This window comes from Amycolatopsis kentuckyensis (assembly GCF_002155975.1).
Lineage (GTDB): Bacteria > Actinomycetota > Actinomycetes > Mycobacteriales > Pseudonocardiaceae > Amycolatopsis > Amycolatopsis kentuckyensis.
The window spans coordinates 1-8,926 of sequence record NZ_MUMI01000708.1; the positions used below are offsets into that span (position 1 = coordinate 1).

At 70.3% G+C, this 8,926-nt stretch carries 9 protein-coding genes, 1 pseudogene and 1 riboswitch; of the genes and pseudogenes, 8 read left to right on the forward strand and 2 right to left on the reverse strand.

Annotation, left to right across the window (positions count from 1 at the left end; genetic code table 11):
- Positions 1 to 150 precede the first annotated feature (150 nt).
- Positions 151 to 606 carry a GreA/GreB family elongation factor gene (locus CCN39_RS46145; protein ID WP_086853345.1) on the reverse strand — a complete coding sequence of 152 codons (456 nt, stop codon included), beginning with the start codon at positions 604 to 606 and terminating at the stop codon, positions 151 to 153.
- A gap of 124 nt (positions 607 to 730) precedes the next feature.
- Between CCN39_RS46145 and CCN39_RS46150 the strand changes: the two genes are divergently transcribed.
- The 7 genes from CCN39_RS46150 (at position 731) to CCN39_RS46180 (ending at position 7,290) form a co-directional block, all read left to right on the forward strand.
- Positions 731 to 1,318: a TetR/AcrR family transcriptional regulator gene (locus tag CCN39_RS46150; protein WP_086853331.1), complete on the forward strand. Its 588-nt coding sequence runs from the start codon at positions 731 to 733 to the stop codon at positions 1,316 to 1,318.
- Between the two features lie 106 nt (positions 1,319 to 1,424).
- Positions 1,425 to 2,630 (forward strand): M14 family metallopeptidase, encoded by a 1,206-nt coding sequence (locus CCN39_RS46155; protein ID WP_086853333.1) that lies wholly within the window; start codon positions 1,425 to 1,427, stop codon positions 2,628 to 2,630.
- An 83-nt stretch (positions 2,631 to 2,713) separates the two neighbouring features.
- The gene (locus CCN39_RS46160; RefSeq protein ID WP_086853334.1) at positions 2,714 to 3,232 is read left to right on the forward strand and encodes a gamma carbonic anhydrase family protein; all 519 of its coding nucleotides are present in this window, start codon (positions 2,714 to 2,716) and stop codon (positions 3,230 to 3,232) included.
- Positions 3,233 to 3,265: 33 nt separating this feature from the next.
- Positions 3,266 to 3,688 (forward strand): 50S ribosomal protein L11, encoded by a 423-nt coding sequence (rplK, locus tag CCN39_RS46165; RefSeq protein ID WP_086853336.1) that lies wholly within the window; start codon positions 3,266 to 3,268, stop codon positions 3,686 to 3,688.
- Position 3,689: 1 nt separating this feature from the next.
- Positions 3,690 to 4,094 (forward strand): hypothetical protein, encoded by a 405-nt coding sequence (locus tag CCN39_RS46170; protein ID WP_086853338.1) that lies wholly within the window; start codon positions 3,690 to 3,692, stop codon positions 4,092 to 4,094.
- A 6-nt stretch (positions 4,095 to 4,100) separates the two neighbouring features.
- Positions 4,101 to 4,185, forward strand: a riboswitch (ZMP/ZTP riboswitch).
- A gap of 21 nt (positions 4,186 to 4,206) precedes the next feature.
- Positions 4,207 to 5,475 (forward strand): serine hydroxymethyltransferase, encoded by a 1,269-nt coding sequence (gene glyA / locus CCN39_RS46175; protein WP_086853340.1) that lies wholly within the window; start codon positions 4,207 to 4,209, stop codon positions 5,473 to 5,475.
- A 159-nt stretch (positions 5,476 to 5,634) separates the two neighbouring features.
- Positions 5,635 to 7,290 carry an MDR family MFS transporter gene (locus CCN39_RS46180; RefSeq protein ID WP_086853342.1) on the forward strand — a complete coding sequence of 552 codons (1,656 nt, stop codon included), beginning with the start codon at positions 5,635 to 5,637 and terminating at the stop codon, positions 7,288 to 7,290.
- A gap of 51 nt (positions 7,291 to 7,341) precedes the next feature.
- Here CCN39_RS46180 and CCN39_RS46185 read toward each other — a convergent pair whose 3' ends face one another.
- A complete protein-coding gene (locus tag CCN39_RS46185) occupies positions 7,342 to 7,857 on the reverse strand; it encodes an inorganic diphosphatase (RefSeq protein WP_086853343.1) in 516 nt (171 codons plus the stop codon).
- A 172-nt stretch (positions 7,858 to 8,029) separates the two neighbouring features.
- On the opposite strand from CCN39_RS46185, the pseudogene CCN39_RS46190 reads away from it, so the two are divergent.
- Positions 8,030 to 8,926 (forward strand): annotated as a pseudogene (locus CCN39_RS46190) (D-alanyl-D-alanine carboxypeptidase/D-alanyl-D-alanine endopeptidase); the annotation flags it as partial.

The following is an 8,926-nucleotide window of genomic DNA, read 5'->3' on the forward strand; positions in this document are numbered from 1 at the left end:
GCCGGCGCGCCGGCCAGGACCGGCTCGTCGAAGCCCTCGATGCGGAACACCACGAGGTTCTGGGACACGTCGTCGTTCACCGGAACTCCCCCAACACCGGAAAATCACCCGTCCGAAGGGCCGGGAGGGCCCTTCGGACGGCAAACCTACCTACTTCGGCGGGGTCAGCTTCACCACCGTGGCCTTGGCGTCGCCGCGGGGGGTTCGATAGGTGATCTCGTCGCCCGCTTTGGCGCCGACCAGGGCCAGGCCCAGGGGGCTGTCCGAGGTGATCGCGTCCGCGTCTTCGCCCGGGACCGTCACCACCTGGAACGTCTCTTCGTCTCCGTCGGCGAAGCGGAGGGAGACCACCGTGCCGTCCGGGAGCTGGCTGTTGCCGTAGCCGCCGTGTTCCATCTTCGCCGCCAGTTCGGCGATCTGGCGGTCCAGCCGGGCGGCCGCTTCCGCCCGGTCGATCACGTCCGCCTGGTCCGCCGCGTCCCCGGTGCGTTCCTGCTCGCCGGGTTGCGGCGCGAGGGCTTCCCGCTGCGCGCGCAAGTTCGCGATTTCCTTCTCCAGCTGGCTGCGCGCAGCCGGGCTGAGCCCCTTGTCCCCTGAGATCACCATGCCGGGCATTGTCCGCTGCGCGGACCGGGGTGGCCAATCCGGTTTTTCACCCGAAAGCCGCCCACAGGACGTCTGCCCTAGGATTTCGGGTCCGGCGTCCAGGAAGAAGGTAACGAGAATCACCGTGAGCGCAGTCCCCGGCCGCAGCGAGCAGCTCTCGCCGAACCAGCTGGCCAAGCAGGAACAGATCGTCGAAGCCGCCCGCGTCGTGCTCGCCCGCGACGGGCTCGCCGGGTGCACCGTCCGAGCCATCGCCGACGCCGGCCCGCTCACCAAGAGCGCGATCCACTACTACTTCGCCGACATCGACGTCCTCATCGACCGGGCGATGGCGGCGCACATCACGGCCTTCGCCGCGGGCCTGCGCGAGGTCGCCGCGAAGCACGGCGAACCCCGCGAGCGGCTCTTCGCCGTCCTTGAGGAGTACCTGAGCGTCTTCGCCGCGAACCCGAACGCCGCCTTCCTGTGGTTCGAGTACTGGATCGCCGCCGGACGGGCGCAGCACCCGCAGGCCATCGACGTCATGCTGACCTCGCTCACCGAGCTGCTGGCCGAGCTCCTCGCCCCGCTCGACGTCGACGACCCGCGCGCCCGGGCCCGCGCGCTCCTGTCGTACCTGCTGGGCACGGTCGTCCAGCAGCGGGTGCGCCCGCGGCCGTTCGCCACGCTGCGTGCCGACATCGAGGCGCTCTGCTTCGCGAACTACGGGTAGAAACCGCCAATAGATCCGTACTGCTCCGGATTGTGCGCTACGTCCGGCTCCCGCCAAGGTCGAGGAACCCCCGAGAGCAGGAGACGTGATGCGCACACGAACGTGCATGGCAGCGGCCGCGGCCGCCCTCTTGGTGCTCACCACCGGCGGCCAGGCCGGTGCCGCCCAGCCCGACGGCCCGCAGGTGTACGAGGTGACCGGTGCCGCCACCGCCCAGCAGCGCACTGCGATAGCGCGGACCGGCGCGGACATCCTCGACGCCGAAGGCGCGACGACCACCGTCATCGCCAACCCCGGCGAAGCGGCCCAGCTGCGCGCGCAAGGCTTCGGCGTCAAGTCGCTCGGCAAGGTGAACCGGCCGCAGGGAACCGAGGCCGTCCTGGACTTCCCGGCCGGCTACACCGGCTACCACACGTACGCCGAGACGCAGACCGAGCTGCAGAAGGCGGTCGCGAACTACCCGTCGCTGACCAAGCTCGGCAGCGCCGGCAACTCGTACGAAGGCCGCGCCCTGTCGCTGATCAAGATCAGCGACAACGCCGCCGCCGACGAGAACGAGCCCGAGGTCCTCTTCACCTGCAACCAGCACGCGCGCGAGCACCTCACCACCGAGATGTGCCTCCACATCGTCCAGCGCCTGACCAGCGGATACGCCACCAACAGCGCGATCAAGCGGCTGGTCGACAGCACCGAGATCTGGGTGGTCCCCAGCGTCAACCCGGACGGCTCCGAGTACGACATCTCCGGCGGGACGTTCCACAGCTGGCGCAAGAACCGCCAGGGCCCGGGCACCGACCCCAACCGCAACTGGGGCTACAAGTGGGGCTGCTGCGGCGGTTCGTCGGGCTCGACGTCCAGTGAGACCTACCGCGGCACGGCGGCGTTCTCGGCGCCCGAGACCCGCGCCGTCTCCAACTGGGTGAACTCGCGGGTGGTCGGCGGCGTCCAGCAGATCAAGACGCACATCGACTTCCACACCTACTCCGAGCTGGTGCTCTGGCCGTTCGGCTACACCTACGCCGACACCGCGCCGGGCCTGACCGCGGCCGAGGCGCAGAAGTTCCAGACGCTCGGCAAGCAGATGGCCGCGACCAACGGCTACACGCCGGAGCAGTCCAGCGACCTCTACATCACCGACGGCAGCGTCAACGACTGGATGTGGGCGACGCACAAGATCTGGAGCTTCACCTTCGAGATGTACCCGAAGGGCAGCAGTCCGGGCTTCTACCCGCGCGACACCCAGATCGGCCCGCAGACGACCCGCAACGACCAGGCCGTCGACATCCTGATCAACGCCGCGATCACCGGTTGACCCCCAGCAACCGGCGCGGCTCGCGAACGGCCCCCTTCCCCGTTGGACCGGGGAAGGGGGCCTGCGCGGTTTAGGGTGCGGGCATGCCTCTGTTCTCGTTCGAAGGGCTCAGCCCGCAGGTCCACCCGGACGCCTGGATCGCCCCCACCGCCACCCTCATCGGCGACGTCGTCGTCGAGAAGGACGCCTCGATCTGGTTCGGCGCGGTGATCCGGGCCGACTTCGGCCGGATCGTCATCCGCGAGGGCGCCAACATCCAGGACAACTCGGTGATCCACGTCAACGACGGCGTCTGCGAAGTGGGCAAGAACGTCACCGTGGGCCACCAGTGCCTGGTGCACGACTGCACGATCGGGGAGCAGGCGCTGATCGGCAACGGCTCGACGGTGCTCGACAAGGCGAAGATCGGCGCGCGGGCGCTGGTCGCCGCCGGGGCGACGGTCACACCGGCGACGGAGGTGCCGGACGAGGTGATCGCGATGGGCAGCCCGGCGAAGAAGTTCGTCCCGCTGACCGACTCCGCGCGGATGTGGGTCGAGCACAACGCGGCGATCTACCAGGAGCTGGCCCGCCGGCACCGCGCCGGGACAAAACCGGTTTGACCCTCCAGTAACTGGAGACTCTAGCTTCGGGGCATGGCTCCGAAGAAACTCACCCACCAGGTCACCCTCGAGCTCGCCGCGGGCAACGCCCCGGTCGTCGACCTCGGCAAGATGCTGGGGCAGACCGGGATCAACCTCGTCGAGGTCAAGAAGGCCTACGACGCGGCCACGGCGAGCCAGCGCGGCGACGTCGTGCCGGTGGTCGTCTCGGTGTTCGAGGACCGCTCGTTCGCGCTCCGGCTCAAGACGCCCCCGACGTCGTTCCTCATCAAGAAGGCGCTGGGGGGCAAGGGTTCTTCGCGGCCGGGGCACGAGGTCGCCGGAAAGCTGACCACGCGGCAGCTGCGCGAGATCGCCGAACGCAAGCTGCCGGACCTCAACACCTCCGACGTCGAAGCGGCGATGCGCACGATCGCGGGTACCGCCCGGTCCATGGGCGTCGTGGTCGTCGACTGAGGTGCGCAAGCACGCGGTCGTGCCGCCGTTCCGCGCGCTGGACCCCGAGCTCGGGGTGGCGGAACGGTTGCTGCGCCAGGGAAATCCGCGGCTGTGCGCGATTGTCGCGCCGCTGCCCGACGAACACGCGGCCGCGCGCCGCCTCAACGCCGTGCTGGCGGAGGCCGGGGCCCGGCCGCGGCTCGTCGACACCGGGGCGGCGTGGCGGATCGTCTACGTGACGCCGTTCGCGGAGACGGGCGAGCTGGCCGCGGGCGCGGCGGGCCTGGCGGAACTGGTGACCGTCGGCGGCTGGCGCCGCGTCAAGCGCTGCGCGACCTGCGCCCGGCCGTTCTGCGACCGCACGTCGGGCTGTACCCGCAAGTGGTGTGCCGAGCACCGCCGGGCCTCGGGTGCCGTGGACTAGGCTGGTTCCCGCAGCAGCGACTGGCGCCATCGAGGTGGAGCACCACCGGGAAGCGACGACGAGGCCGGCACCGCGCGCCTGGGTGAAGGCCACTCCAGAGCCGGAGTACGCCATGACACACCAGCCGAAACTGAACGCGCTCGCCGCCGCCGACCCCGCCATCGCCGGGCTCGTCGAGGACGAGGCGAAGCGCCAGCACGACAAGATCCGCCTGATCGCCTCGGAGAACTACGTCTCGCAGGCCGTGCTCGAGGCGACCGGCACCGTGCTCACCAACAAGTACTCCGAGGGCTACGCGGGCAAGCGCTACTACGAAGGCCAGCAGTTCATCGACCAGGTCGAGCAGCTGGCCATCGAGCGGGCGAAGGCCGTGTTCGGCGCCGAGCACGCGAACGTCCAGCCGTACTCCGGCTCGCCGGCGAACCTGGCCGTGTACCTGGCGTTCGCGCAGCCCGGTGACACCGTGCTCGGCATGGCGCTGCCGGACGGCGGCCACCTCACGCACGGCTGGAGCGTGTCCGCGACCGGCAAGTGGTTCACCCCGGTGCGCTACGGCGTCGCGAAGGAGACCGGCCGCGTCGACCTCGACCAGGTGCGCGACCTCGCGCGGCAGCACCGGCCGAAGCTGATCTTCGCCGGCGGCACGGCGATCCCGCGCACGATCGACTTCCCGGCGTTCGCCGAGATCGCCCGGGAGGTGGACGCGGTGCTCGTCGCCGACATCGCGCACATCGCCGGCCTGGTCGCGGGCGGCGCGCACCCGTCGCCGGTCGGGCACGCGCAGGTGATCACGACGACCACGCACAAGACGTTGCGCGGTCCGCGCGGCGCGATGATCCTGTCCGACGCCGACCACGCGAAGGCCGTCGACAAGGCGGTGTTCCCGGGCCTGCAGGGCGGCCCGCACAACCACACGACCGCGGCGATCGCCGTCGCGCTCGGGGAGGCGCAGCAGCCTTCGTTCTCCGACTACGCGCACACGATCGTCGCCAACGCGAAAGCGCTGGCCGACGCGCTGCTGGCGCGCGGTTACGACCTGGTGTCCGGCGGCACGGACAACCACCTGCTGCTGATCGACCTGACGAACAAGGCGGTCGCGGGCAAGCCGGCCGCGCAGGCGCTGGACCGCGCGGGCATCGAGCTGAACTACAACACGGTGCCGTTCGACCCGCGCAAGCCGTTCGACCCGTCCGGCATCCGGCTCGGCACGTCGGCGATCACCACCCGCGGCCTGCAGCCGGAGCACCAGGTCCAGGTGGCGGAGTGGATCGACCGCACGGTGACCGCGGCGGCCGCGCACGACGAGTCCTCGCTCGACACGATCGCCGCGGAGATCCGCGAGTTCCTGGCGCCGTTCCCGATCCCGGGCTACTCCGCCTGATCCAGCCCGCCGAAGGCCGTCTCCGGAGCCCGGAGGCGGCCTTCGGCGTGTCCGGGGTCACAGGATATTTGGTTGCACGATACAAGCGTCAGGGGAATAGTTGGTCGAAGCAAGTAGTTGAGAGGTACAAGCAACTACGAAGACTTCGAGGGAGACCCCATGAGCGACACCACCACGGCGGAAGGAGCAGCCGCTGCGAACGGCAAACTGACTCACCGCCAGATCCTCACCGTGCTGTCCGGGCTGATGCTCGGCATGTTCCTCGCCGCGCTCGACCAGACGATCGTCTCGTCTTCGATGCGCACCATCGCCGACGAGCTCCACGGCCTGTCCCTGCAGGCCTGGGCCACCACCGCCTACCTCATCACCGCGACGCTCTCGACGCCGCTGTACGGCAAGCTGTCCGACCTCTACGGCCGCAAGCCCATGTACCTGACGGCGATCTCGCTCTTCCTGGTCGGTTCGCTGGCCAGCGGCATGGCGACGTCGATGTACGAGCTCGCCGCCTTCCGGGCCTTCCAGGGGCTCGGTGCCGGTGGCCTGATGTCGCTCGCCCTGGCGATCATCACCGACATCACCGCGCCGCGGGAACGCAGCAAGTACCAGGGCTACTTCATGGCCGTCTTCGGCATCTCGAGCGTGGCCGGGCCGGTCGTCGGCGGGTTCTTCGCCGGCATCGACACCTTCGCCGGCATCACCGGCTGGCGCTGGGTCTTCCTGGTCAACGTCCCGATCGCGCTCGCCGCGCTGGTCGTCGTGACCAAGGTGCTGAACCTGCCGCACACCCGCGTGGACCAGAAGGTCGACTACTGGGGTGCCGTCGCGCTGGCCACCGGCCTGGTGCCGCTGCTGATCGTCGCCGAGCAGGGCCGCGAGTGGGGCTGGGGCTCCGCCGCTTCGGTCGCGATGTACGTGGTCGGCGCCCTGGGCGTCACCGCCTTCGTCTGGATCGAACGCCGGATGGGCGACGCCGCCCTGCTGCCGCTGCGCCTGTTCAAGCGGCCGGTGTTCCGGATGTCGACGATCGTCACCGTCGTGCAGGGCGCCGGGATGTTCGGCGCGATGATGTCGCTGCCGCTGTACCTGCAGATCGTCAAGGGCGCGACGCCGACCCAGGCCGGCCTGCAGATGCTCCCGCTGACGCTCGGCATCATGGTCGCCAGCCTGACCAGCGGCCGGATCATCGCGGCCACCGGCCGGTACAAGATGTTCGCGGTGGCCGGGATCGGCCTGATGGCGGCGGCGCTGTTCGCGCTGTCCACGATCACCGTCGACACCTCGCTGGCGCTGGTCATGGTGATCGCCTTCGTGATCGGCCTCGGCCTCGGCGCCTCGATGCAGACGCTGGTGCTGGCCGCGACCAACGACGTCCGCCCGCAGGACATCGGCGTCGCCACCTCGGCGGCGACGTTCTTCCGGCAGATCGGCGGCACGGCGGGCACCGCGGTGTTCCTGTCGATCCTGTTCGGCACGGTCGGCGACCGGATCGCGAACGCCATCCGCTCGGCGATGACGACGCCGGCCTACACGGCGGCGCTGGCGCAGCACCCGGAGTTCGCGAAGCAGCTGCAAAGCGGCCTCGACGTCAACGACACGTCGTTCCTGTCCACCCTCGACCCGACGCTGGCCCGGCCGATCCTGCAGGGTTTCGCCGAGTCGATGAGCACGGTGTTCCTGGTCGGCGGGATCGTGCTGACCGTCGGCTTCGCGCTGGTGTGGTTCCTCAAGGAGAAGCCGCTGTCGGACAAGTCGGCGATGGAGCAGCGCGCGGAAGCCGAGGCGGACGCCGCTCCGGCACTCGCCCTGGCGCACTGAGCGCATGAGAAAGGCCCCCTCGGAAAGCTTCCGAGGGGGCCTTTCCGCAGGTCAGTGCCCGGTTCCGTTGGCCTCTTCCTTGGCCAGGCGGTCGGTCTCGCGCTCGTACGAGCGGGCGATCTCGTTCTCGGCCTCGGCGCGGCCGACCCAGGACGAGCCTTCGACGCTCTTGCCGGGCTCGAGGTCCTTGTAGACCTCGAAGAAGTGCTGGATCTCCAGCTTGTGGAACTCGTTCAGGTGGTGGATGTCCCGCAGGTGCTCCAGGCGCGGGTCGTTGGTCGGGACCGCGAGGACCTTGTCGTCCGGGCCCTTCTCGTCGGTCATCCGGAACATGCCGATCGCGCGGCAGCGGATCAGGCAGCCCGGGAACGTCGGCTCCTGGACGAGGACGAGCACGTCGAGCGGGTCGCCGTCCTGGCCGAGGGTGTCGTCGATGAACCCGTAGTCGGCCGGGTACTGCGTGGCCGTGAACAGGGTCCGGTCCAGCTTGATGCGGCCGGTCTTGTGGTCGACCTCGTACTTGTTGCGCTCCCCTTTGGGGATTTCGATCGTGACGTCGAACTCCACGCCGTCCTCGCTGCTTCTTCAGATCCGGGCATACCCGCATCGCGGGCGGCAACCTTCATGACTGTCTTGACGTCTCCTAGTGTGGACTACGCCCTGCCGGGGGGCCGCATCGATGTCGGCCACGCGGCATGTGAGCTTGGCCCCTCCGGGGGCAGGTGAGAAGGAGTGGTGGGTGCCGGAAAACGACCAGCCGATGTGGCCTTCGTCGGACGAAGACCGCTCGTCGTCCGGCGCGCGGGAGACCACTCCGATGGCCCTGCCGGACCCGCCGGAGGCCACCGGGGGCAGCCCGGGCGTGCCCAAGGTCACAGGCAGCTCGGCCCCGAAGGGATCGTGGTTCGCGCCGAACGTCCCGCCCGAGCCGGTCCCCGGTCTCAACGCCCCGGCCGAGGAGCCGCCCCCTCCGCCGGCCCCGGTGAAGCAGGACCTCGCCGACCGGCTCGGCAGCCGCGAGCCGAAGCAGCCACCCGCGAAGCCGGCGGCCAAGCCCGCCGAGGAGAGCACCCAGTACATCCGGGTCGAGCAGTCCGAGCTCGAGCCCACCGCGCCGGCCGGGGAGAGCACCCAGTACATCGAGGTCAAGCCGTCCGGGCCGGTGCCGGTGGTGCCGGTCGAGCGCCACGTCCCTCCCCGGGAGGAGAAGAAGCCCGAGGAGCAGCAGCAGTGGCGTGAAGAGCTCCAGCACTGGCGCGAGGAGCAGCAGCGCCGTGAAGAGCAGCTGAGCCGCACGACCGCGCCCCGCCGCGAAGAACCGGAAGCCCCGCAGCAGCCCTGGGGCCAGCGCATCGAGCTGCGCGAGGACCGCACCGGCGACCGGCCGGCCGAGCCGGGCGACCGCCGGGCCGCGCTGCCGCCGGAGCCGCCGCGCGGGGTGGTGCCGTCGGCGTCCGCCGGCTCGCTGGCGCGGCCGCAGCGGATCGAGCCGGACGGCCAGCGGTTCGACGCCGAGGCGACCGTCGGGATCGAACGCCCCACCCAGTTCCCCGGCGTCTTCCAGCAGCAGCCCCAGCAGCGGACCGAACCGCCCCGGACCGACCAGCCGCCCGCCGGGCCGCCGACGCCGTCCGCG

Excerpts from the sequence above, each read along its gene's own strand:
- rplK (WP_086853336.1), top strand. The coding sequence starts at position 3,266 with ATGGCTCCGAAGAAACTCACCCACCAGGTCACCCTCGAGCTCGCCGCG.
- CCN39_RS46155 (WP_086853333.1), top strand. The coding sequence starts at position 1,425 with ATGGCAGCGGCCGCGGCCGCCCTCTTGGTGCTCACCACCGGCGGCCAG.
- CCN39_RS46180 (WP_086853342.1), top strand. The coding sequence starts at position 5,635 with ATGAGCGACACCACCACGGCGGAAGGAGCAGCCGCTGCGAACGGCAAA.
- CCN39_RS46145 (WP_086853345.1), bottom strand. The coding sequence starts at position 606 with ATGGTGATCTCAGGGGACAAGGGGCTCAGCCCGGCTGCGCGCAGCCAG.
- glyA (WP_086853340.1), top strand. The coding sequence starts at position 4,207 with ATGACACACCAGCCGAAACTGAACGCGCTCGCCGCCGCCGACCCCGCC.
- CCN39_RS46160 (WP_086853334.1), top strand. The coding sequence starts at position 2,714 with ATGCCTCTGTTCTCGTTCGAAGGGCTCAGCCCGCAGGTCCACCCGGAC.